The organism is Chryseobacterium sp. 6424 (assembly GCF_003692615.1).
Classification (GTDB): Bacteria; Bacteroidota; Bacteroidia; order Flavobacteriales; family Weeksellaceae; genus Kaistella.
This window is the reverse complement of the sequence record NZ_CP023540.1, coordinates 2324321-2348461: the sequence shown is the minus strand read 5'-3', so window position 1 is coordinate 2348461 and position 24141 is coordinate 2324321. Positions and strand designations below refer to the sequence as shown.

Annotated in this window: 22 protein-coding genes; 4 read left to right on the top strand and 18 right to left on the bottom strand. The window is 43.5% G+C overall.

The annotated features are described in order from the left end of the window. Window positions 1-56: 56 nt before the first annotated feature. The 10 genes from CO230_RS10985 to CO230_RS10940 all read right to left on the bottom strand — a co-directional run bounded on the left by CO230_RS10985 (window position 57) and on the right by CO230_RS10940 (window position 11950). Complete coding sequence (locus CO230_RS10985) at window positions 57-1049, bottom strand: aspartate-semialdehyde dehydrogenase (RefSeq protein WP_122028636.1); 993 nt, start codon at window positions 1047-1049, stop codon at window positions 57-59. Window positions 1050-1076: 27 nt separating this feature from the next. Beyond that, window positions 1077-1514, bottom strand: coding sequence for a hypothetical protein (locus tag CO230_RS10980; protein ID WP_122028635.1), 438 nt, complete (start codon window positions 1512-1514; stop codon window positions 1077-1079). 149 nt (window positions 1515-1663) lie between these two features. Further along, window positions 1664-4168, bottom strand: coding sequence for a TonB-dependent receptor (locus CO230_RS10975; protein WP_122028634.1), 2505 nt, complete (start codon window positions 4166-4168; stop codon window positions 1664-1666). A 205-nt stretch (window positions 4169-4373) separates the two neighbouring features. Next, complete coding sequence (gene nadC / locus CO230_RS10970; protein ID WP_122028633.1) at window positions 4374-5246, bottom strand: carboxylating nicotinate-nucleotide diphosphorylase; 873 nt, start codon at window positions 5244-5246, stop codon at window positions 4374-4376. Between the two features lie 17 nt (window positions 5247-5263). Then, on the bottom strand, window positions 5264-6115 hold the full coding sequence (locus tag CO230_RS10965) for a sulfurtransferase (RefSeq protein WP_122028632.1): 852 nt from the start codon (window positions 6113-6115) through the stop codon (window positions 5264-5266). Window position 6116: 1 nt separating this feature from the next. After that, window positions 6117-7691: an L-aspartate oxidase gene (nadB, locus tag CO230_RS10960; RefSeq protein ID WP_122028631.1), complete on the bottom strand. Its 1575-nt coding sequence runs from the start codon at window positions 7689-7691 to the stop codon at window positions 6117-6119. A 2-nt stretch (window positions 7692-7693) separates the two neighbouring features. Continuing rightward, on the bottom strand, window positions 7694-8323 hold the full coding sequence (locus tag CO230_RS10955; RefSeq protein WP_122028630.1) for an NAD(P)H-dependent oxidoreductase: 630 nt from the start codon (window positions 8321-8323) through the stop codon (window positions 7694-7696). A gap of 38 nt (window positions 8324-8361) precedes the next feature. Next, window positions 8362-8862: a ribonuclease HI gene (rnhA, locus tag CO230_RS10950; protein WP_122028629.1), complete on the bottom strand. Its 501-nt coding sequence runs from the start codon at window positions 8860-8862 to the stop codon at window positions 8362-8364. Window positions 8863-8865: 3 nt separating this feature from the next. Then, the gene (dnaB, locus tag CO230_RS10945) at window positions 8866-10446 is read right to left on the bottom strand and encodes a replicative DNA helicase (RefSeq protein WP_122028628.1); all 1581 of its coding nucleotides are present in this window, start codon (window positions 10444-10446) and stop codon (window positions 8866-8868) included. A 265-nt stretch (window positions 10447-10711) separates the two neighbouring features. Beyond that, the gene (locus CO230_RS10940) at window positions 10712-11950 is read right to left on the bottom strand and encodes an MFS transporter (protein WP_122028627.1); all 1239 of its coding nucleotides are present in this window, start codon (window positions 11948-11950) and stop codon (window positions 10712-10714) included. 86 nt (window positions 11951-12036) lie between these two features. Here CO230_RS10940 and CO230_RS10935 point away from each other — a divergent pair, with 86 nt between their 5' ends. Continuing rightward, complete coding sequence (locus CO230_RS10935) at window positions 12037-12375, top strand: DMT family transporter (RefSeq protein WP_122028626.1); 339 nt, start codon at window positions 12037-12039, stop codon at window positions 12373-12375. A 54-nt stretch (window positions 12376-12429) separates the two neighbouring features. Here the strand turns inward: CO230_RS10935 and CO230_RS10930 are convergent, their stop codons facing one another. From CO230_RS10930 to CO230_RS10920, 3 genes are all read right to left on the bottom strand, one after another. Beyond that, window positions 12430-13410 carry a T9SS type A sorting domain-containing protein gene (locus CO230_RS10930; RefSeq protein ID WP_122028625.1) on the bottom strand — a complete coding sequence of 327 codons (981 nt, stop codon included), beginning with the start codon at window positions 13408-13410 and terminating at the stop codon, window positions 12430-12432. A 37-nt stretch (window positions 13411-13447) separates the two neighbouring features. Then, window positions 13448-14953, bottom strand: coding sequence for a GH3 auxin-responsive promoter family protein (locus CO230_RS10925; RefSeq protein WP_122028624.1), 1506 nt, complete (start codon window positions 14951-14953; stop codon window positions 13448-13450). Window positions 14954-15216: 263 nt separating this feature from the next. Further along, window positions 15217-15642, bottom strand: coding sequence for a hypothetical protein (locus CO230_RS10920; protein ID WP_228438142.1), 426 nt, complete (start codon window positions 15640-15642; stop codon window positions 15217-15219). 268 nt (window positions 15643-15910) lie between these two features. Between CO230_RS10920 and mfd the strand changes: the two genes are divergently transcribed. From mfd to pth, 3 genes are read left to right on the top strand one after another with little or no spacing between them, the layout of a single operon-like run. Continuing rightward, window positions 15911-19300 carry a transcription-repair coupling factor gene (mfd, locus tag CO230_RS10915; protein ID WP_122028967.1) on the top strand — a complete coding sequence of 1130 codons (3390 nt, stop codon included), beginning with the start codon at window positions 15911-15913 and terminating at the stop codon, window positions 19298-19300. A gap of 34 nt (window positions 19301-19334) precedes the next feature. Next, window positions 19335-19481: a hypothetical protein gene (locus CO230_RS12240; protein WP_162990032.1), complete on the top strand. Its 147-nt coding sequence runs from the start codon at window positions 19335-19337 to the stop codon at window positions 19479-19481. Between the two features lie 6 nt (window positions 19482-19487). Next, window positions 19488-20051, top strand: coding sequence for an aminoacyl-tRNA hydrolase (gene pth / locus CO230_RS10910; RefSeq protein WP_122028623.1), 564 nt, complete (start codon window positions 19488-19490; stop codon window positions 20049-20051). Here the strand turns inward: pth and CO230_RS10905 are convergent, their stop codons facing one another. From CO230_RS10905 to CO230_RS10885, 5 genes are all read right to left on the bottom strand, one after another. Beyond that, window positions 20052-20687 carry a carbonic anhydrase gene (locus tag CO230_RS10905; RefSeq protein ID WP_122028622.1) on the bottom strand — a complete coding sequence of 212 codons (636 nt, stop codon included), beginning with the start codon at window positions 20685-20687 and terminating at the stop codon, window positions 20052-20054. 57 nt (window positions 20688-20744) lie between these two features. Further along, a complete protein-coding gene (locus CO230_RS10900; RefSeq protein WP_122028621.1) occupies window positions 20745-22352 on the bottom strand; it encodes a SulP family inorganic anion transporter in 1608 nt (535 codons plus the stop codon). Between the two features lie 144 nt (window positions 22353-22496). Continuing rightward, a complete protein-coding gene (locus tag CO230_RS10895; protein ID WP_228438141.1) occupies window positions 22497-22793 on the bottom strand; it encodes a hypothetical protein in 297 nt (98 codons plus the stop codon). A 121-nt stretch (window positions 22794-22914) separates the two neighbouring features. Further along, a complete protein-coding gene (locus CO230_RS10890) occupies window positions 22915-23577 on the bottom strand; it encodes a carbonic anhydrase (protein WP_122028620.1) in 663 nt (220 codons plus the stop codon). A 9-nt stretch (window positions 23578-23586) separates the two neighbouring features. Then, window positions 23587-24141, bottom strand: coding sequence for a serine acetyltransferase (locus CO230_RS10885; RefSeq protein ID WP_122028619.1), 555 nt, complete (start codon window positions 24139-24141; stop codon window positions 23587-23589).

Below are 24141 nucleotides of genomic sequence, written 5' to 3'. Positions count from 1 at the left end.
TAATTGTTTGAGGCTTCTAATAAATGAAAAATGCCCACTTTCGTGAGCATCCTGGTCTATATCAATTTATTTTCTGTCAGATATTCAGCGATCTGCACCGCGTTGGTGGCGGCGCCTTTGCGAAGGTTGTCAGCGACAATCCACATATTCAAGGTGTTGGGCTGTGAGCGGTCTCTTCTGATGCGTCCTACAAACACCTCATCCTTACCTTCGGAATACAGCGGCATAGGGTAAATTTTATTTTCTACATCATCCAGCACCGTTACGCCAGGCGTATCGGCAAGTAGGGCACGAACATCATCTAAATCAAAATCGTTTTCGAACTCAATGTTCACACTTTCAGAATGACCGCCCTGTACCGGGACGCGCACTGCGGTAGCCGATAAACTGAAGGTGTCATCACCCAGGATTTTCTTCGGCTCGGTCATCAGTTTGATTTCTTCTTTGGTGTAATCATCCTCAGCGAAGACATCGCACTGTGGTAATGCATTTTTGAAGATCTCATAGGGATAGACTTTTGAGATGTTGCTTTCCCCTGCGATTTCGGCATTCAACTGATCTACGGCGTTTTTCCCGGTACCGGTTACCGACTGATACGTTGAAACAATGACACGCTTTAGGTTGTATTTTAAATTTAAAGGATGCAGCACCATCACCAACTGAATGGTAGAGCAGTTGGGGTTCGCGATGATCTTGTCGGAAGTGGTAAGCAGGTTCGCGTTAATCTCTGGAACGACAAGTTTCTTATCGTCTTGCATACGGAACGCCGAGGAATTATCGATCACGGTAGTTCCTGCTTCAGCAAACTTTGGCGCGAATTTCAGTGAGGTGTCTCCACCTGCGGTGAATAGTGCGATATGCGGTTTCTTTTCAATCGCCTCGTTCATCATCACAATCGGATATTCCGTTCCTTTGAAAGTGATTTTCTTGCCTGCCGATTTTTCTGAAGCTACGGGAATAAGCTCTGTTACCGGGAAATTTCTTTCCTCCAATACCTTCAACATCACCTGGCCTACCATACCGGTAGCGCCAATTACTGCTACTTTCATTAAAATTCTTGCTATATCTTGTTTACATTAAATACCGAAGAGGCGACTCCACTGGAATGCCCACAGCATCAGTGCCAGCGCTACAAACCCCATGATTACCCAGCTCATCTGAAGTTTATCGTTTGTCTTGAATTTCTTGTTCAGGATGGTCAACAGTACTGCGGAAACGATCATCGCGAAAGGATGTTCCACATAGGTATTTCTGGCGGTAGCGTCGCTCATTAAAGTACCGGCTTCGGTGGCTGCTTTAAAGCCTGGGGAGAAAAAGAACAGCATTACAAGTCCGATAAGCGCTTGCAGATGGAAGAAAATCATCGTAAATAAGGTAGATTTTCTCAGGAGCTTTGATATTTTACCTGAATAACCAAACATGGTCACCAACAATGCCACTATGAATACTGCTGCCAGTAATAAAATAAGATAAGCAAAACCACGATGTGCCTGAAGCATAATGTTAAAATCCATAATACATTTTTAAATTAAAGGCAAAGATAAAAAAAAATCCCGGCGAGTTGCCGGGATTATATCTTAATGTGAGCATTTATCACAGATTCCAGATATCAATTTTTTCTAAATACATAATCCCGACTATTATTGGGATTGATTATTAGTTTTTAGAACATAAAAGATATTGATGCATTCCATGTTCTTCCGAATCCGAAGAATACTTCATTTGCTTTATTAATCCCATTCCAGTTATTAGCTGTATTAGCATCGGCTGCTTTATTTGTTCTGGATTCAGCTATATAAACTTTATCAAATACGTTGTTTACATTTATTCTGAGTTTTAACGATTGAGTGCTGTTAAGACTCCATTTTGCACCTGCACCCAGATCAAGCAATCCAAAAGATGGAAGTTCTACCGCAGGGTCTGCAGGATTAGGTTTAGCAACGGTTACTAGGCGTGAAGAAGGTTCGAAAGCGGAATAAAGTTTGTCTGCATATCGGTATTGTGCATCAAAGTTTAACCAATCAGTTATTTTAACATCAGCGCCTAAAGCCGCAGTAAGTTGGGCAGCATCTCCCACTTTTAGGCCATCAAGTGCAAGAGTTCCTTCTTGTATTACCGTATTAGTTTGATCTTCAACAAAAGATGCTGTTGGACTTCCTTCAAAGAACCAATCACCTAAAGAAAACATTCCATTAATGGTTAGTGTCTGAATAGGTTTGACATTAAAGTCAAGTTCAATACCTCTGTGAATTTCTTTTATCCCTAAAACGTTCGCAACTCCGGTTACGTCTACGCCATTAAGCTTTCCTCTTGTTGTGAGTCTTCTGTAGATATCATCCCAAGAAGTATTATAAAGGTTAATGTTAGCATTGAAAACGCTTGATCTGAAACCATAACCTAACTCAAATGAGGTTACTTTTTCATTGGTTAGTGAAGGGTTTACATCATTTCTGTTGTTTAAATAGACTGCACCGAAGTTAGGTTGGCGCTCATAATATCCACCATTAACAAATATGTTGTGATTTTCATTAATGTTATAATTAGCTCCACCTTTTACATTAAAGCCAACTAGATCTACTTTTTCACTCTCTTGCTGGTCTGGAGCATACAACATATAATCTATTCGCTGAAAATTCTGATTAGAAATCGACCCTTGTACAAAAACTGATAAAGCATCATTCGTATACTCGAGTTGACCAAAACCACCAAGCCAATTTACAATACCATCATTACTATAAGCCAACTGGTCCTTAATATCATTGGTTTTACCTCCAAAAGGATTCCAGTCTGGGTTGGCAGCAAAAGTATTGGTAATAATATTTGGTCTGTTATTAATGTTACTATTATCCGTGTAAGAATTGTTTCCTAAGAAATCAGTCGCGATTCTATAGTGGATACCTTCATAAGTTCTTCCGTCAAAACCAATAGTTGCACTTAGGTTGTCGTTGAATTTATGATTTAAACTTGTAATGATACCTAACCAGTTATGTGAATTGATGGATGATCTTCTAATGATACCGTTACTGCTGTTTGCTAGGTAAGGCGTTTTGTTTACTGCCCCAAAATCTGGTACAGCGTTCCCTTGATTCCACCTAACGATATCATCAAATCTTACAAGTCCTTCCGCAGTTCTTGGTAATTGGTTATAAAATTTACCATTGATTCTACCCGCATCTCCTGTGCCACCACCTCTTCCAAACGAAGCATAAGCTGCAGTATTTAGGATAGTTACATCAGTTATTTTCCAATCCCAGTTTAAAGACATCACTGGTTTATGGTAATAATTGCGGGTCATCGAATATTCTTCACCATTTAGCCAACCCCAATTTTGGTTATATTTTCTATTTGGTTCGTCCTCCGTACCACCATATTTTATGTGGTCGAAAATTGTAGATTGAAAAGATCTTTGATGGTGCCACTGTGGTGCTCCTGTTATGGTAAATTGTAAATCATGTTTTTCAGAAGGACTGTATCCTACGGCTAAATAATAATTATAACCTTCAAATTCAGTTCCATCAGCGTACATAGAACCTGCTGTTCGACTCATTAAAAATGAAGTAGCCCAGCCTGATTCGCTTTTACCAGTATTGTAAGAAAATAGTGTTTTGTGATAGCCGTCATTTCCAACACCTAGAGTTACATTTCCTTGCCTTTTTTTGTCTGCAGCTCTGGTAAGAACGTTAATTGTACCACCCACAGACGCAATAGCCAGTTTAGAAGAGCCTAGTCCTCTTTGAACCTGCATTGCAGATGTCACATCCGAAAGTCCTGCCCAATTTGACCAGTAAACTGCACCTGTTTCCATATCGTTTACTGGCACCCCATTAATCATTACTGCGGTATTTCTTTGATCAAAACCTCTTACATTTATTCTAGAATCTCCAAAACCACCTCCGCTTTTTGTAGCATAAACAGAAGGAGTGGTATTAAGAATTTCTGGAAATTCTTGATTTCCAAGTTTGTCCACAATCTGTGCTTCTTTAATAGTTGAAACAGCAACTGGTGTTTTTCTGTCTTTTGCAATGTCGGCAACGCCTGTTAAAACAACTTGTTCAATGTCTTTTTCTCTGCTTACAGTATCCTGCGCGGTCTGTGCATAATAAACACTCGCTGTTGACAGTGTTATTACCACTGTTAGCATTGATTTCTTCAAAGGTTTGAAATTCATCTTTTTTTATTAAAAATTTAAATTAGATTTTATGGCGCAAAAATCGTTAAAAAAATTGGAACTTTTATTACGAATGTGTTATATTTTAAAATTTTGTTAAAAAACGCTGTATCCAACAGGGATACAGCGTCTTAAATTTTCACTCTGTATGTTTTTAAAATATATTATTCTTTGCGTACTATGTGTAATAATTCCTATAAAACCATTAATTTGACAATTGTTTTACCGCCTTAAGACTGAGGTCAATATTCGCTGCAGAGTGGGTTAAAGCGCCAGCAGATATAAAATCAACACCTGTAGCAGCAACTTCTTTCAACATGTCGCGCGTGATTCCGCCTGAAGCTTCACTCTCGCATTTACCGCCAATCAGTTTTACTGCTTTTTTCATGGTCTGGCTATCCATATTATCCAGCATAATACGATCAGCACCTGATTCCAGAGCTTCCTCCACTTCCTGCAGGTTTCGTGTTTCAACTTCTATTTTCAGCTTCTTTTTGTTGGCTTTAATGTACTCTTTGGCCATTTTCACCGCATTCGTAATGCTGCCGTTATAATCAATGTGATTATCTTTCAACATTATCATATCGTACAAACCATATCTGTGATTGGTGCCACCACCGATGGCCACGGCCCATTTTTCACACATCCTGAAGTTTGGTGTCGTCTTGCGGGTGTCTAACAGCCGGGTTTTGGTTCCCAGCAAGCGCGCGTCCCACTCATGTGTCATGGTAGCGATGCCGCTCATGCGCTGCATACAGTTCAATACAAGTCTTTCGGTGGATAGAATGGAGCGCGCGCTGCCGCTTACGTGAAAGGCAACATCGCCTTTTTTAGCTGTTTGCCCATCTTTAAGAAAAATCTCGGTCTTCAGGTTTTTATCAAAATGGTTGAAGATGATTTCTGCCAGTTCTACACCGGCCAGGATGCAGTCTTCTTTCACTAAAAGCTTGGCTTTCTGTTCCAGGTCTTCGGGGATGGTGGCCAATGTCGTGTGGTCCCCTTCGTGTATATCTTCTTCAAGCGCATTCTTGATGAAATGTTTCAAGGCTTTGTCGGTAACGTATGCAGGTCGTTTCATATGATGATTTAAAGGTATTAATGAGGTAGGTCGGTAGTGATGGGTAAGTCGTTTCGGCTCCACTCGCTCCAGGAACCTACATAAAGTTTCGGAAGCGGCAGCCCAGCATAATCTATCGCTAGTAGCGTATGGCAGGCCGTAACGCCGGATCCGCAGTGTACCACTGCTTTTTCGGAAGGTGTGGAAGCTAGGATTGGCTCATACATAACGCGGAGTTGCCCCGGGTTTTTAAATGTACCGTCTTGCTGAAGGTTGTCTTTGAAAGGGATATTGATGGCGCCAGGGATGTGGCCCGCTATAAGGTCAATAGGCTCTGATATCCCACGGTAACGTTCGGGTTCGCGTACGTCGATGATAAGTGATTGGTTATCAGGACTAAATTGTGTCATCAGCTGAAGATCCGCTGTGGACAGTTGCCATGTGGCGAAATCAATCAGTTCGGTTTTTTGTGGAGTCGTGATGGTGTCTGTAATCGGCAATTGCGCTTCTTTTGCTGCTTGCAGTCCGCCATCCAAAACCTGTATCTGCCGCAACCCCGCAGCACGTACCATCCACCAGAATCGGGCTGCCGCGTTCGAGCCGTTTTTGTCATCGTACACGATAATACGCGACTTTTCGGATATGCCTAAACGCTGCAGAAGCGCTGCGAATTGTTTTGGTGAAGGTAAAGGATGTCGCCCGCCTTCACTCGCATCTTCAGGCACTGCCGCTAAATCCTCGTTCAAATCTACATAAATGGCACTGGCAATATGTTCTTTCAGATATCTTTCATAAGCAAGTGTCCCGCTACCAGCGTCAATAAGGATAAGATTTTCCTGAAAGAGGATGGCTGATAGTTCCTTGGCCGAAATAATGGGGGAAAAACTCATGTCACTGCAGGTCTTTATTGAAAAATGCGCCTTTGTTTTCTTTCATTTCAAGCGAATGCTTAATAATCAAATAAGAAACGTTCACCAGATTGCGGAGTTCTGATAGTTGTGGTGAAAGCACGGAATAATTGTAGAGTTCCGTCACAGCTTCATAGATTTCGCGTTGTTTTTTTTGTGCCAGTTTCAGGCGTTTGTCACTACGTACGATGCTCACCAAATCGCTCATCATTTCCTGTAGCTGCCGCCGAAGATAAGAAACAAGTACCATTTCGTCCATCATTTTCATGCCTTCTTCATTCCATTCCGGCACGGCTTTCAAATCATCGAAATTAAAGTCGTTTATGCTTAAAAGTTCTACGGTCTTTATCGCCGCGTTGTGTCCAAAAACCAGTCCTTCCAGTAATGAGTTTGAAGCAAGGCGATTGGCCCCGTGAAGGCCGGAATTGGTACATTCGCCCACCGCGAACAGGTTTTTGATAGAGCTTTGCCCGTTCATGTCAGTCTCAATCCCGCCCATCAGATAATGGCATGCAGGCACCACCGGAATCAGCTGTTTAAATGGGTCAATACCCTCATCGAGGCATTTTTGGTAGATATTTGGGAAATGCTCACGGAACTTTTGCTGATCCATCTCCCGACAGTCGAGTCCGACATATTCATCACCAGAAATTTTCAGTTCATTGTCAATGGCGCGTGCTACGATGTCCCGGGAAGCCAGTTCCTCTCGTTCATCGTATTTATGCATGAATTTCTCACCGTTTTTAGTCCGCAGTTTTGCCCCGTCGCCGCGTACCGCTTCGGAAATCAGGAACAACATGCCATCTCGCTTGGAGTATAGCGCGGTTGGGTGGAACTGATAATACTGCATGTTGGATACCTTGCCACGCGCACGGTGCACAAAGGCAATGCCATCGCCGGTGGCAATCACCGGGTTGGTGGTGTTTTTATATACATGGCCTGCGCCACCTGTAGCCACCAAGGTGATTTTTGCGGTGATTTTCTTTATTTTCTTATGGTCCTCATCCAGGATATAGGCGCCGTAACAATGGATGTCTTCGGTATTTAATTGTTTTCCGGGGACGTGATGCTGCGTAATGAGGTCAATGACGTAATGATGATCGAGGATCTCAATCTGGGGCATCTTGCGCACAGTTTCCAGCAGGGCACGCTCGATCTCGGCACCGGTAATGTCTTTATGATGGACAATGCGGTTCTCGGTGTGTCCGCCCTCACGGCCGAGTTTGAAATCGCCGTCTTTTTCGGTATCGAAACGGGTTCCCCAATCTACCAATTCTTGGAAACGTGCTGGCCCTTCCGTAATCACCATTTCTACGACTTCAAGTTTGTTTTCGCCATCGCCGGCGCGCATGGTATCATCAATATGTTTCTGGAAGTCGTCTTTATCGAAGTCCGTCACCACCGCCAGGCCGCCCTGTGCGTATTTGGTGTTGCTTTCATCTTCATCCGATTTTGTAACGATGATGATTTTGGCAGCGGGATCTTTTTCTGAAATTTTTATGGCATAAGAAAGTCCCGAAATTCCGGAACCGATAACCAGTACGTCTGCTTTAATCATAATCAAATAAACTTAAATAGTTTTTCCTCTGGCTTGCGTACTTTTTTCAGGTGCTGAAAAGCATCGTCTTCTGCGCGGTATCCCAGGGCCAGTGTTACGGTAACGCCTTCTTTATCAGTATCTATTTCTAATATTTCTTCGATTTCTTTCTTTTTGAAGCCTTCCATCGGGCAGGTATCTACTTGCTCCAGCGCCGCGGCAAACATCAGATTGCCAAGCACGATATAGCTTTGCTTTTCGGCCCAGCTTTCAATGGCTTGCTGATTGGGGTTTTGCGTATAGCCATCAATGTTTTTTCGGAAAAGGGAAAGGCTTTCTATCCCTACCTCCCGGACTTCAGAGATGTGCCGGAAATACCCGTCCACATATCTTTCATCAATGTTTTTTTTAGAGATGAGGACAACAAGATGCGAACAGGTGGAGATTTGCGAAGGGTTATGATACGCGGAAATGAGTTTCTGTTTCATTTCAGTGCTTTCGATAATCAGAAGGCGGTATGGTTGCAGGCCCAGTGAGCTGGCAGAGAGTTTCCCTGCCTGTAGAATCCTTGTCAGGACTTCGCTGTCCACCTTTTTAGTGCTGTCGAATTTTTTTACTGAATATCTTTTTTGAAGTGCTTCCAGGTAGTTCATCAAACAAAGATAGGAAAAGTAAGTTTTAAACACGGTTGTTACTGTGCGCCGTTCTCACCAAAAAGTTTCCCGTTTTTCAGGTTCTCAAAATATACATCAGTGTCAAGTTGTGCAGACTGTGCGGCTTTCACGGCGAGCTGGTCGCAGATTTCATTCTCCAGATGGCCGGCGTGCCCTTTCACCCAATGGAACGTAGGCTGGTGAAGTTTGAGTAATGGGATCATACGCTGCCAAAGATCAGGGTTTTTTACATTTTTAAATCCTTTGCGAACCCAACCATAGATCCATTTCTGAGTAATAGCGTCAACCACATATTTGCTATCGGTAAATACATGGATGTCATTGTCCGGGGACTTCAGTTTTTCCAACGCGACGATGACGGCCAGCAGCTCCATACGGTTATTCGTGGTAAGTCGAAACCCTTTGGAGAATCGCCGCTCGTAGTTTTTCTCGGGGACTTTCATCACAATGCCGTAGCCGCCCTTACCCGGATTGCCGCTGCAGGCCCCGTCGGTATAAATGTCAATCCGTAAACTCATGTGTTAGAATTCGAAATCGTCATCGTCATCCAGGTCATTCATGGACGAGCCGGAAAGATGCTGGTTGGTAGGCAGGTCGAAGGCCGCACCGGGATCAATTGTCGCTTTTATCTTTTCGAAGCCGCCTGGCGTGTCAGTCTGTGCAAAATTTGGCATCTCATAACCATTGCCATACAGATCGAGGTCGGCAAATTTTGCGATATTTTTAAAGAACGACATCCGTACATCTGCGGTAGCACCGTTACGGTGTTTTGCGATAATCAGCTCTGCCTGGTTTTCGGTGGAAGTTTCCGCACCATCCTCATCGTTGTCCCAGGTGGTGATTTTATAATACTCGGGACGGAAGATAAAAGATACAATGTCGGCATCCTGCTCGATCGCACCAGATTCCCGCAGGTCAGAGAGTTGCGGGCGTTTGCCTGGGCGCGTCTCCACACTTCGCGAAAGCTGCGACAGCGCAATCACCGGTACGTTAAGTTCTTTTGCGATGGCTTTTAGGGAACGGGAAATGGTGGCGATTTCCTGCTCGCGGTTTCCGCCTCCTTTACCAGAATTTGCCGTCATCAGCTGTAGGTAATCCACCATGATGATTTTCACGCCATGCTGCATCACCAGTCGGCGACATTTCGCCCGAAAGTCGAATACGGAGAGTGATGGCGTTTCATCAATATAAAGCGGAGCATTCTCTAGCGCGGAAACATTAGAGAACAGGCGCTGCCATTCTTCATCGCTCATCTGGCCTTTCCGGAGTTTCTCTGAAGAAATACCCGTTTCTGAAGCGATCATACGGGTGATTAGCTGTACCGAAGCCATTTCGAGTGAAAATAAAGCCAGCGGAATCTGGTGCTGTACTGCAATGTTCCTGGCCATGGACAGCAGGAAGGCGGTTTTACCCATCGCCGGGCGCGCAGCAATAATGATGAGGTCGGAGTTTTGCCAGCCACCGGTTTCTTTATCAATATCACGGAAGCCCGAGGGTACACCGGAAATCCCTTCCTTATCCTTAAGGGATTTTATGGTTTCAATGGCTTGTTTTACAAGTGTGTTGGCACTGTCGAACCCTTTTTTAATAGTTCCGTTGGTGATTTCAAAGAAAGACTGTTCCGCTTTGTCGAGAAGTTCGAAAACATCCGTAGATTCTTTATAAGAACTGTCGATAACGTTGGCTGAAACATTTATTAGGCTACGTAAAATATATTTTTCGAGGATGACACGTACGTGATACTCGATATGCGCGCTGGATGATACGCCCATGGTAAGATCAATAATATAATGATCGCCCCCTGCGAAACTTAGTTTCTCGGTTTTCTTGAGTTCCTGTATTACTGTCATTAGGTCCACAGGATGGTTGCCTTCATACAGTTTGAGGATAGCACGGAAGATCTCCTGATGGCGCGGGTCGTAAAAAACCTCTGCGGTAAGCAGGTCGATTGAATAATCAAGTCCTTTTTTGTCAATCAGGAAGGTCCCGATCACCAGTTTCTCGAAATCTACTGCATTAGGTGGCATTTTACCATCGGAAATAGAAAGTTCCCGGGCAAAATTCCCATGAATCAGTGATGATAAAGTGTCCTTCTGTGTCATAGGGCAAAGATAGGTGTTTTTAAAATTTCATGGAATTTAATAACCAACAATCGCGTGCTGAAATTGCTTACTCGTTTGATTGATAAATAGTTATTATGTTAATAACTCTGTATGCCGTGATAATGCTTCGGTTGGTTGTTATAGCCCGGATTGCAGTGGAAATCCTTTGTTGTAGGGCCGCCTCGCAGAGGCGGCCCTACAACAAAGATTGTAACGTAAAGCCGGTCCGGCCCTGCAAAAAGATATGTCCCTAGATGCTCCTAAATCAATAGTGCATTCTGCGGAGTTTTGGGTTGGTAGTGGCCACCAAAAGTGCGATGAGAACCGTCATGCTGCCACCGAATATAACGGAACGTACTGGCCCAAGCAGTTTGGCCGCAAGACCACTCTCGAACTGGCCCATTTCATTGCTCGACATTATGAAGATGGAGTTTACGCTCAGTACTCTACCACGCAGGTGATCGGGGGTTTTCAGCTGTACGATGGTGCCGCGGATGACTACCGAAATCCCATCGAGCATCCCACTGAGCATTAAAAACACGAAGGAAACCCAATACCAAGACGAGAAGCCGAACGCGATGATGCACAGGCCAAAGCCAGCAACTGCCAATAACAGGATCTTGCCTTGGTTTTTCTTTAAAGGGACAAATGCCAGGAACGCGATGATACACATGGCACCGATGTCTGAAGCGGCATTGAGCAGGCCAAAACCCTCGGAGCCGACTTTGAGGATATCTGTCGCAAAGACCGGTATCATGGCTACGGCGCCGCCAAACAGCACCGCAAACATGTCAAGGCATAAAGCGCCCAGGATTTCCTTGGTTTTATAGATGTAAGAAATTCCTTCGCGCATGCTTTGTACGACGCCCGTTTCGCGTGAAATGATTTCTGAAGGGTGGCGGTTCAGCGTCCAAAAGAATAGGGAGGCAAAGATCATTACGCCAATAACCGCTACGATGGTGCCGGGAATACCAAACCAGTGAATGAGAAATCCGCCCAGCGCGTGTCCGCATACTGAAGCAGTAAGGAAAGTGGCTTGGTTGATGGTAACAGCGTTTGGTAGTGTTTCGCGGGTGACGATCTTAGGAATCATGGACGGGATGATGGGTCCCAGAAATGCGCGGCAAAAACCGGTGAAAAATATGATGGCATAGATGAAATATGAGATCTGCAAGTTACTGAGATGCAGCAGCCGGTGCCCGAAGAATGCCGGGATTACTAAAAGACCAATGAGGAAGACATACATATAATTACAAATCAGCAACAGTTTTTTCTTCTCAGTATTATCGATGACATGGCCTGCGTACAGTGCGGTGGATACTGCCGGGATCACCTCCGACAAGCCAATCAATCCGATAGCAAAAGGGTCTTTGGTTAACTGGTAGATCCACCAACCCATAAGGGTAGCCAGCATTCGGAAAGAGAGGACCAGAAAGAAACGCCCCGTCATCAGGTTTCTGAATTCTGGGATTTTCAAAGTTTGTAATGGCTGTAGTGAAATCATGGAGCAAATGTAGATTTTGAAATCTAGAATATGGCTTGGCTCGCATGATATTTTTCAGTATCTGTGAAAAGAATTATCTTTGAATCATGAACTGGATATTACTCATCTTGGGCGGTTTATTCGAGACTGCCTTTGCCACGTGTCTCGGTAAGGCGCAGGAAACTACAGGCCGAGAAAGTTACTTTTGGTGGTGTGGTTTCGCGCTGTCGCTTTTTATGAGTATGTTCCTGCTCTACAAAGCTATTTCGGTTGGCAGCAGCCCGATCCCTGTGGGGACTGCCTATGCCGTGTGGACTGGCATTGGGGCGGTAGGTGGTGTAGTGGCCGGTATCTTTATCTTCAACGAGCCTGCTACGTTCTGGCGAATGTTTTTTGTATTCACGCTGATTGCCTCCGTGGTGGGTTTAAAATCAGTTTCAAATTAAATTTTTTGTCATAAAAAAAGCCTGCCGAAGCAGACTTTAGAAATGCAATGAGGATTATCTTTTAATAATTTTTGTAGTTTCGATGAGTTCGTTTCCGGAAAATACTTTGACGAGATACACTGCTTTCGGAAGTTTTTCTATGTTAATCGAACTGTCTGCAGTGCTTAACACCAATTTTCCGTTCATATCGAAAATTTGTGTTTTCGTGATTGTCTGTTTGCTGTTGGGTTTTAAGTTAATCACGTTTGTGGCCGGGTTCGGGTAAACGGATACCTTTTTTAGATTAGAATAAACGTCTTTTGTGCCAAGCGCAGTTTCACCGGTAATTCTAAAAGCGAGACCTTCAAAAGGTTCTCCCCAAATGGATTCAATCGTAGTCCAGTTTGTAAATCCTGAACCGCTTAGATTGGCTTCATCTATCACCACCGGAACTGCATATTGACCATTCCCATTAATCCAGTAGGAAACTTCATCCAAGTCCGTCCCAATTGGCGTGGAGAAGTTTACACGTGGTGCAAAGGCTACCCAATATCGTTTGTCAGCCTCAAGAAATAAATCAGAGCCTAATGCTGTAGAGATGTTAACTGTAATTTCAAAGACTGTGGGACTTCCGGTCGTTGAAATACTGGATGCAGCAGGATTATTAACAATATTGATGACAGCTACTGCATTTCCGGCATTACTAGGTGTTGCTGAGGGAAATCCGTTGTTGTCCTCAAAAATATAGAGTCTGCTGCCTAAAAAAAGATTGGTTAAATTACCATCATACTGTTCTACAAAGAAGATAAATTTGTCAATCTTTGTTCTTTCGCTGAGTTGGAAATCATCTGCTGCAATAACTAAATTATTTCCTTGGTCGGCGGTAGATATAATATTGTCAGAATAGATAGGAAATTGCTGAAATATTACATCGGCTTTTGCGGTAGTTTCATACGGCAAATTACTGACTAACTTGGGGTTTTTGTAGAAATTCCCCGTTTGAGCGTGGGCTAAGGACAGCGCAAAAACCGTCCCTAACAAATAAAGATGTTTCATGGCTAAAAGGTTAATTAGTTTCAGTAAATGTATAGATTTAATACTTTACTACAAAATTTGTAAGAAAATTACCAATTTTCCTGTCATTTGCCAAACGTGGGATTTTGTTTTGTCCGCCTAATTTACCCTCCGATTTTGCATACTCATGGAAGGTGTTTTTCTGTAATCTGCTTATAACCAGAGGTTTTAGGATGTTTCCTGCAATCAAATCATCATAGTATGTGTTGCGCTGCCGCATTTCCTTATCAAGATTCTCACTGAATTTTGCCAGGTCTTCAGGCTCTTTTTCAAACTCAATGAACCATTCATGGTAAGGCAGGCCCTCTGCGGGATTTACCTGTGGTGCCAGATGAAATTCTGTAATTTGTGCCGGGTACTTTTCCACGGTCGCTTTCATTGCCTCTTCTACTTCAAAGGCAATCACGTGTTCGCCAAATGCCGAGGTGTAATGTTTGGTACGTCCCGAAACCAACACCCGGTAAGGCGCTTTAGAGATGAACCGAACCACGTCACCGATAGAATAAGCCCAAAGCCCCGAATTAGTGGTTAAGATCAAAGCGTAATCCTTTTGAAGTTCGATGTCCTTCAGAGTAAGTCTGCGTGCGTTTGGCTTCCCAAATTCTTCTAGCGGGACAAACTCATAAAAAATACCGTGATTGGTTAAAAGTAATAGGCCGTCTTTTGTATAATCATCCTGAAACGCAAAAAAGCCCTCACTCGCCGGAAACGTTTGTATAGTATCGACAGGCTTTCCCAAAAGTTCGTTCATCTTCTCGCGGTAAGGCTCGAAATTGACGCCGCCAGTAATGATGAGTTGCAGATTTGGGAATAATTCGGTGATTTTCTTACTGTTGCGCTCGATCAGTTTTTCAAAGTACATGATGAGCCACGGTGGTATCCCTGAGATCAATGTCATGTTCTGCTTCTCGGTTTCTTTTACGATTTCATCCACCTTGGTTTCCCAGTCTTCAATTAAATTGGTTTTAAGGCTTGGCAAGCGGTTTTTCTGAAGATAATTAGGGATGTGATGTGCGACAATGCCCGAGAGTCTGCCGGTCTTAATGCCGTTTATCTCTTCAAGTTCGGGGCTACCCTGTAGGAAAATCATTTTACCGGCCACAAAATCCGCATTGTTTTTCTGCTGGATGTAATGAAAGATCGCGCTTTGCGCGGCAGCGATTTGGTAAGGCATTCCTTCCTTAGAAATCGGGATGTATTTGGAGCCGGATGTTGTGCCGGATGTTTTTGCAAAATATTCGGGTGTGCCAGTCCACAGGATATTTCGCTGTCCTTTTTTTATTTTTTCAATATAAGGCTTTATGTCCTCATAATCAGTGATCTGTACGTTTCGCTGGAAGGTCTGAACGGTGTTAATCTCCTCAAAGTGATGCTCACGGCCGAATAGGGTCTTCTCCGCATTTTTCACGAGTGACAGCAATAAGCGTTGTTGGTCTTCAACTGCATTTGTCTTGAATTTCTCGGTTTCCCGTACGTGTTTTTTTGCCCAGGCAAAGGCAATTTTTTTCTTGATGAATTGTATCATAAGGCAAATTTAGCAGATTTTAGGACAAATAATGGTTAAAACTGAAAGCGATAGCCTGCCGCCAGGCTTAGCAAGAAAATTGCGAGTATAATACCGCTGTATTTCTAGATTTCCTTAGCGTCGTTCCTATAACCTAACACCGAAAGGATTAATGTTAAAACTAACCAAAAGCCTTTTCTATTGCGGATGTATTTTGCTGAAATACAAAAAACTGCCTCACGTAAAAAGGAGGCAGTCATTTTTTTATCTAGCATTGATTAGGCTTATCTGGTGGCGTTTGCAGTCCATGTCTTTCCGTTGTGGCTATAGAGCACCGTCAGGTTATTATTGGTGATTCTGATGTAGGATGCACCTGTAGAACCTACCATCGTCATTGTATTGTCGCCTTCTTTTTGAAACTCAAGCCCGTTAATATCCGGGATTCCGTCCGAGAATCGGAAATTATATTTCGTAGCACTGCCAATTTTCGTTACGAAGACGCTCCCGTTACTTGTATTCACCTCTTTGGTGCCCTCGGCAAAAGTTAACGTTCCTCTATACGTCCCTGCAAAAAAGTCGTTATCCGAGGGGTCGTCGTCGCGGTCGCAGGATATCAGTGTAGCGAATGAGAAGATTAAAAGTAAGGCTCCCAGCACACGGGCAATTTTCCCATATCCGTAAAAACGGTTTTCTTTGATCAGTTCTTTCATTTTTAAATTTTTTGAATGATGAGGTTCGGTTTTCAAATTCGGTGCCAGCTAAATATTGCTGTTTTATTTTAACTTATTTTTATAACATCTCATATTATATTTTACTTTTCGTAATTGTTCCGCTAATAATTTAGCTTTTAATAATTGGTTGATTGGCAGTGGTTTTCGAAATAAACCTTACATTTGCCAGTACTTTCACGGTTCCGGATACTTTCCGGAATCGTTTTTGCCGTTCATGCGACACCAAAAACGGCCTTATATTAATTTTATGCAGTTAAAATCAATCCGCGATGCTTTTCTCCCGGAAATGCTTCAGAAAGAATTCGGGAAAGAAATCTTTGAAAATCTACGAACCTCACAGCGTGTTACCGTAAAGGGTTTTGCCGGCTCATCACCCTCCATATTCGCCGCTGAACTTTTTCTTACTCAACAAAAAAGCATACTTTTCCTGATCGAGGATAAGGAAGAAGCACTTTATGTGACCGCCGAGCTAGAGGACCTGCTAGGCAAGGAGCAGGTGTTGTATTTCCCATCGACGCACCTGGACCCTTATCAGATTGAAAAAACACAGAACGCAAATCTGGTGCTGCGTACCGAGGTGCTTAACCGACTGAACGCGGATAAAAAACCCAAAGTCATAGTGGCACCGTTTGCCGGGCTGTCCGAAAAAGTTTTGAAAAAGGAAGACTTCAGTGCCATTTCACATAAAATTAAAGTTGGGGAAAGTCTCGATTTTGATTTTACTGAAGAATTGCTGCATCAGTTTAACTTTCAGATGACCGATTTCGTGTCAGAGCCGGGCGAGTTTTCAGTGCGCGGCGGCATCGTCGATGTATTTTCCTATTCCAATGAAGAGCCTTACCGCATCAATTTTTTCGGGAATGAAATCGAAAGTATTAAGACCTTCAATATAGAAACGCAGCTTACCAACGGCAAGGTGGATGAATTTCAGTTGGTATCGAACATGAATTTCGCGGTCTCTGGCAGTAAGGTTACCCTGTTTGAAATTTTGCCTAAAGACAGTTTCGTCGTATCAAAAAACGCTTTTCTGGCTTTAAAGAAAATCACCGCTTTCTTTGAAAAGGCGCATCAGAAATTCGATACACTCAGCAAAGACATCAAGCACCAGACGCCGGCTGAACTTTTTGTTTCGGAGCAAGAATTTATAAATGACCTCTCAAAACTCAAGCATATAGATTTTACGCTGGATGCGTTGAATGACCATGTGAAAGCCACAGAAATACAACTCAGCCAGACACAGCAACCCAGTTTCCATAAAAATTTCGAACTGTTGATGGAGGATTTGCGTGAAAAGCGCGAAGCCGGTTTCGGATTGTGGATTTCTTTTTCGGGTGAAAAACAGAAGGAACGTCTGGAAGCTATCTTTGAGGAAATTCTTTCTGTTTCCGATGAGGAGCAGGCTTCGAAGATACCGTTCAAGTCATTCAGGTCCGAGCTGCATGAAGGTTTCATCGATGCGGAGCATAAAATCTCAGTGTATACCGACCATCAGATCTTTGACCGTTATCAAAGGTTTAAGGCGAAGAACACTTTTGCAAAATCCGAACAACTGACGCTGAAAGACCTGATGCAGATGAAAGTGGGCGACTACATCACCCACATCGACCACGGTATCGGTAAATTCATGGGGTTGGTAAAAGTAAATAATGATGGGAAAGTGCAGGAATGTTTCAAACTGGTATATAAAAACGGCGATTTGCTGTATGTCAGCATTCATTCCTTACACAAAATCTCAAAATACAACGGACCCGACGGTAAAGAGATTGTCCTTAGCAAATTAGGTTCGCCCGCCTGGAAGACTTTGAAACAGAAAACCAAAGCCAAGGTAAAACAAATCGCATTTGATCTGATAAAGCTTTATGCACAACGCAAAACGGCCAAAGGTTTCGCTTATAAACCCGACTCTTACTTGCAGAATGAGCTGGAAGCCAGTTTCTTATATGAAGACACGCCAGACCAGGAAAAAGCGACACTTGATGTGAAAAAAGACATGGAAAACGATACCGTGATGGATCGTCTGATCTGTGGTGACGTAGGTTTCGGTAAAACAGAAATCGCAGTACGTGCCGCCTTCAAAGCCGCCACAGATGGTAAGCAAGTCGCTATATTGGTGCCGACAACCATCCTTGCCTTTCAGCATTACCGAAGTTTTAAAGAAAGACTGAAGGATTTCCCGGTAACGATTTCATACCTCAACCGTTTCCGTACCGCAAAACAAAAAGCAGAGACCAAGGAAGGCCTGAAAAACGGTAAGATTGATATCGTAATCGGTACACACCAACTGGTAGGGAAAGATATAGCATTCAAAGATCTCGGTCTGTTGATTATTGATGAAGAGCATAAATTCGGTGTTTCGGTAAAAGACAAGCTCAAAACCCTCAAGAGCAATATTGATACACTTACACTTACTGCAACGCCTATTCCGCGAACACTGCAGTTTTCGCTGATGGCGGCGCGTGACCTTTCGGTCATCAAAACACCACCACCAAACCGTCAACCCGTGGAAACCAGTATTGTAGGCTTTAATGAAGAAATCATCCGCGATGCTATTTCTTACGAATTACAGCGCGACGGGCAGGTATATTTCATCAATAACCGTATCGAGAACCTAAAGGATATCGCAGGGCTTATACAGCGGTTAGTGCCTGATGCTAAGGTGATTACAGGGCACGGGCAGATGGATGGCAAACAGTTGGAACGCAATGTACTGGATTTTATGGAAGGCAAATACGATGTACTGGTCTCGACCACCATTGTAGAAAGTGGCGTGGATGTACCGAATGCCAATACCATGTTCATCAATGATGCGCAGCGTTTCGGGATGGCAGACCTGCACCAGATGCGCGGCCGGGTGGGGCGTAGCAACCGTAAAGCATTTTGCTACCTCATTACACCACCATTTGATATGATGACCTCTGATGCACGCAAAAGGCTGGAAGCGATAGAGCAGTTTTCGGACTTGGGCAGTGGTTTTCAGATTGCGATGAAAGACCTTGAAATACGTGGTGCCGGGGATTTGCTGGGTGGCGAACAAAGCGGTTTCATCAACGAAATGGGTTTTGATACTTACCAGAAAGTCATGCAGCAAGCCTTGGAGGAATTACAGAACGAAGAGGAATTTGAAAATCTTTTTGAAAATGAAGCCGACCGTAAAAAACTCTTTAAATCAAACAAAGAAGTCAATATTGATACGGATTTGGAACTGATGCTGCCCGACTCCTATGTGCAGAGTATAGAAGAGCGCCTATCACTATACCAAAAACTGGCTGAAACTGAAAGTAAAACCGAACTGCAAGCCTTTGAAAATGAACTTATAGACCGCTTTGGCAAGTTGCCTCCGGAAGTAAGAAATTTATTGAAATCCGTAGAGTTGAAGTGGCTGGCGGCCGAAATTGGTTTCGAGAAAATTGTGGTGAAAAACGGCGTTTTCCTAGGCTATTTCCCTGCAAATCCACAAGATAAGTTCTATCATAGCGAAAAATTTAAAAAAATCATTGCTTATTTAACCACCAATCCCTCCGAAGCCACTTTAAAGGAGAAACAATCCAAAGAGGGCAATCAACTGATGATGCGCAAAGAAAATGTGCAGCACGTAGATGAGGTAACCAATGTGTTGGAGCGGATTTTAGGGAAATAAGTATCTTTGGAAAAAACCTGAATGAAGCGATTTAATGAAAGAGAACTTTGTTATTTTGAAAGATTTCATGACAGAGGTACGCGATGAAGAAGTTACGGTTACCCTTTTCTACGTGCCTGAAAATGAGGGACTGGCGTTTGGGGATACTGTTTCGCTTTATTTACCGTACAATCAATATTAAACTTACATGAAATATCTTATCATCGGCCTAGGCAACAAAGGCGAAGAATATGCGGAAACGCGCCACAATATCGGTTTTAAAGTAGCTGAAAAGATTGCGGCGGAAATAGACGCGCCCTTCAAATCAGCCAATTTCGGGTGGTTGGCTGAAGGTAAATACAAAGGCCGTAAAGTATTGGTACTGAAGCCCGATACATATATGAACCTCTCCGGGAAAGCCGTAAGATTCTGGATGCAGAAAGAAAATATTCCGCTTGAAAATATTATGGTGATTACGGATGATCTTGCGCTGCCTTTTGGCACTTTAAGGATGAAGATGAAAGGTTCCGATGCGGGCCATAACGGTCTTAAAAGTATCCAGCAAGAATTGCAGACACAGGACTATCCACGCCTCAGATTCGGTATTTCCGCGGATTTTTCCGAAGGAAAGCAGGTGGATTATGTACTCGGCAAATGGACAGAGGAGGAAAAAGAAAAACTTCCCGAAAGAATCGAGAAGTTTTCTAAAGCCTGTTTGTCTTTTGTTTTTGCAGGCATACAGAATGCCATGACAGGTTTTAACGGTAAATAATTACAGCCATGTTACCGTGCCGCTTTCTACACAGTAGTTGGCGCCTACAATCTTAATTTTGCCCTCCTGTTCCATCTTGTTAAGGGTAGAGCTTTGGTGGCGTATGTCTTGGATGGTGCGCTGTATGTTGCAGATATTCAGTCTTTCAAGTAAATCCTCGTTTTTGGAGGAACGTTCTTCCCCATCTTTTATCACCTCTTGTATGCAGGGATCGAAATGATAGATAAGATGGTTAAGATTATCCATGCCTAAACCTTCGATTTTCGGTGCGTCCAATCCGCCTTTCAAAGCGCCACATTTGCTGTGCCCTAATACCACAACCAGTTTGGAGCCGGCTACATTGCACCCAAATTCCATGGAACCCAATATGTCTTGGTTTACAAAATTACCTGCAATCCGGATGCTGAAGATGTCACCTAAACCCTGATCGAAAATTAGTTCAGCGGATGTACGACTGTCGATACAGCTTAGGATTACAGCAAACGGCCATTGGCCTTCACGCGTATCGTTTACTTGCTCTAGTAGGTTACGGTTTACCTTAAGGTTGTTCACGAAGCGCTGGTTTCCTTCTTTCAGAAATTCCAGAGCCTTTTCTGGGGTGATGGTCGATTGGGTTTCAGAAGTATGTGCTTTCATCGTATTTTCTATGTGCCACGGTGGGCGTTATTTTATTTATTAAAATTGTTTTAAGTATTACATCGCACGACGGTGGTCGATGGTGATGTGTGAGTGCTGGTTGGACGCGTAATCGTTATAATTCGTACGGAAACCAATCAATTGTACCTCTATATTGTCCTCTTTTGCACGGATGTTGGCAAACTCCTGTATCATTTCAAGTACGTCTGAGGTGATGTAAGAGGTTGATTTCGCGTCGATGGTCACACGTGAGAACGGTTGGATGTTTTTTAGGGTTTTCTTAATCGCGGCTTTATTCAGGAAAGAGACTTCCTCAGCCAGTTTCAGGGTTATTTCATCGGCTTCTTCCAGTTCCTCACGGCTGAAGTAGTAAGCACGTTTCATATTTCCCTGTAGTACAAAAAATATGGCAATGGCCATGCCTATGGCAACGCCGGTAAGTAAATCTGTAAATACTACCGCCAAAATGGTTGCTAAGAACGGGAGATACTGAAATTTACCTTTCGCCATAAAATGCTTTATCTTCTGCGGACTTGCCAATTTATAACCTACCAAAAGTAATACCGCAGCCAGCGTGGCAAGAGGGATGAGATTCAGCAGGAAAGGGATGCTTAATACACATACCAGCAATAAAACCCCGTGGATGATGGCAGAAACCTTCGAAGTAGCGCCTGCATTGGCGTTTGCGGAAGTACGTACCACCACTGATGTTACCGGTAGCCCACCAATCAGCGAGCTGATCAGGTTCCCGATGCCTTGTGCGCGAAGTTCCAGATTGGTGTCTGTAATCCTGCGCTGCTTGTCGAGTCTGTCGGCCGCTTCAATACATAATAGCGTTTCGATAGAAGCTACTACCGCGATGGTGGCGCCAACAATCCATACCTGTGGATTTGTAAACCCGCTAAAATCGGGCATGGTGACAAGCGCTGCAAATTCCGCCGCTGAAGTGGGTACCGGGAGTGTCACCAAATGTTCAGGCGAAATAGCCAATGAACTACTGGTCATTTTGAAAAATTCATTCACTAAAATCCCTACAATTACCGCTACCAGAGCGCCAGGTAGTAGTTTCAGTTTTTTTAACGAAGGAATGTTGTCCCAGGCCAGAAGTATCGTAAGAGAAATAACCGTAACGATGATGGCACCCGGATGAAGCGCCGAAGCTACATTGCCGATGTAAGTGCTTATGTTTGTGAGGCTAAAGCCATTTTCAAAAACACGTTCGCTGCTGAAAGAACCCGCGTCGTAACCCAGCGCATGCGGAATTTGTTTCAGGATGATAATAACCCCAATACCCGCCAGCATACCTTCGATCACACTGTTTGGGAAGTAGTTGGAAATGCTGCCCGCACGGAAAAAACCCATAGCCAACTGTAACAAACCTGCAATAAGACCAGCGCAAAGAAAAAGCTCGAACGCGCCGAGTTCGGTAATGGCAGACAGTACAATAGCCGCTAAACCCGCTGCCGGACCTGAGACTGAAATGTTTGAATTTGATAGTGAGCCGATCACGATGCCGCCCACGATCCCTGCGATGACGCCAGAAAGTGGTGGCGCGCCGGAGGCCAGTGCAATCCCCAAACATAAAGGCAACGCGACCAGAAATACAACAACTCCTGAAGGAAAATTCTCTTTAATCCCCTCAAATATATTTTTATTTTGTTTCATTTTAAGAAAAGAAATGATGTTATGTGGTTAATTGTCAATATGTTGAAAATCAACCATACATATTAAAACTTAATTTTTTTTACACAGAGGGACAGTCTCAGTTATTAAAAAAATGAGCAAAATATCCCGAAATGATGTTAAAAATTAAGCTTCTGGAGGAGGGGAAATGACAGAGGAGTAAGGTGATGCCGCAAGATGCTCATCAGCGGAAAGAAATGCCTTTTGATTGCCGGAGGACTGAAAGAACTTTAGGAAATCATGTACATTCAGTGTGGCCGGAAGTGTTTTTTCTGAAAAAGTGATTGGTGAATTATGGGTTTCTTCTTCAGAAATCATCATATTGGTCTGTGGCAGCTCTACCCCAAAGGCAAGCGCAACCGTAGGTGCAGCCATAAAATTGATAAAAATCGCCAGAACCAATATGTTCCAAAAATATCTCACTTCACAAATTTTCAGCTACAAATATAAGGGGAATGAATAAAAATGCAAACCCTAATTATAGATTTTGACTAAATATTAACAATTATTAATACGCGGCATCTATTGTTTGAAATGGCGCTTATTATTTTTTACCCATTACCCAAGTAGAGTTTGTTAGGTCGTAAACCTTCTGTATATCCGCAAGAATCTCTTCAAAATCAATCTCTAAATCAATGAGTTTGCCAGTTTTCATATTGAATACCCAGCCGTGTACAATTGGGTAATCATCCAGGATATAGCGCTCTTGCACACAGGCCATTTTGATGATATTGATACATTGTTCCTGTACATTCAGTTCTACCAGACGGTTGTAGCGTTGCTGGTCACACTCAATAGCATCAAGTTCTTTTTGGTGGATGCGGTAAACATCGCGTATGAGCCTTAACCACGGATTCAGGATGCCGAGGTCCTCGGGTGTCATCGCGGCCTTTACGCCACCGCAGCCGTAATGCCCGCAAACGATGATGTGTTTCACTTTCAGATGTTCCACCGCGTATTCTATGACTGCGGTAGAGTTCATATCCAGCGTATTCACCACATTGGCGATATTGCGGTGTACGAAGACTTCGCCCGGTGCCATGCCCATCAGTTCTTCAGCGGTTGCCCGGCTGTCAGAACAGCCGATGTACAGATATTCCGGGTTTTGCCCAGCCGCGAGTTTATCAAAAAATTCGGGATCAGCATTTAGTTTTTCGGCAATCCATTTTTTATTGTTTTCGAAGATGGTTTCGTAATTTTTCGACATGATAGATACTTAAATTTTATGATTGATGTAGCCGGCGGTCGCGTTTTCATTTGAGGTGATGACACCTGGGTTTCCTATTACTACCGAATTTGAAGGAACATCGAAATTGATATAGGCATTCGGCGCGATCAGCACGTTATTTCCAATTTTAATGTTACCTACCAACACTGCGTTGGGCCCGATCCAGACTTCGTTTCCGATCGTGGGAACACCTTCATTTTTTCCGCGGTTGGCCTGCGCGATGGTGACGCCCTGCGCGATATTGCAGTTTTTACCGATGACCGCTTTCGGATTGATGACTACCGCGCCCCAATGCCCGAGATAAAATCCTTCACCGATCTGCGTTTCGGGATAGATCTGGAAACCATATTTTATTTGATAATGTCTCAGGACGACCCGCCAAAACATTCCTAATAACGATTTTTTTGGGTGTCGCTGGCATTTGCGCAGCAAATAAATGAAATGCAGGTTCGGATTGATGCATTTTGCCCAGATATGTGTGGCAGAAAGCATTTTCCCGCTCTCCCGGTAGAAATCTTTTTGAATGATGGTGGGTGATGACAT